This is a genomic window from Streptomyces sp. x-19, from assembly GCF_046549115.1.
In the GTDB taxonomy this organism is placed as follows: Bacteria; Actinomycetota; Actinomycetes; order Streptomycetales; family Streptomycetaceae; genus Streptomyces; species Streptomyces albulus_C.
Map to the genome: position 1 here is coordinate 1 of NZ_JAJPWK010000114.1, position 635 is coordinate 635.

A 635-nucleotide genomic window follows, 5' to 3' on the forward strand; every position below is an offset into this window, starting at 1 on the left:
GCCGGCCCGAGCCGCCGGGAGACCGCCTTCTCCCACGCAGGGGAGCGGCCCGGGGTGAAGGGTCGTGAAACCCTCGGGTGCGGCGGTGACCGAGTCACCGTGACTCATCCACACGGTCTGCACGTCCGGGGTGCCGTCCAGGATGGTGCCCACGCCGTCCCCGGAGGTCGAGGCGGCGGTGGCCCCGTACTCGCGCACACCCGTGCGCTCAACGGTCCCGCCCAGGGCGTTGGCCATGATCTGAAAGCCGTAGCAGATCCCCAGCACGGGCACGCCGGCTTCGAACAGTTCGGCGTCCCGTTGCGGCGCACCGGGCGCGTACACGGACGCCGGGCCGCCGGAGAGGATCAGTGCGGCGGGGTTGCGCTGCAGGATCTTCTCGGTGGACCAGGTGTGCGGGACGATCTCGGAGTAGACGTTCGCCTCGCGTACCCGGCGGGCGATCAGCTGCGCGTACTGCGCGCCGTAGTCGACCACGAGTACCGGACGTTGCTCCAGTTCGCTCAGGTTGTCAGGGGATTCACTCACGCGGACAAGTCTAGAACACCGCTCGGACACCCTCGCCCGGTCTCAGTAGCGCCGGGCGGCGCGCGGATTGGCCACGAGTTCGGCCTCCGTGGAGCGGTGGATCTTGC

General features: G+C 69.9%; 1 protein-coding gene. It reads right to left on the reverse strand.

What is annotated here, in order from left to right; genetic code table 11:
• On the reverse strand, window positions 1-528 hold a 528-nt coding region (locus tag ACLJT4_RS42510), incomplete at its 3' end, for a glutamine amidotransferase-related protein (protein ID WP_411130527.1).
• Between the last annotated feature and the right edge of the window lie 107 nt (window positions 529-635).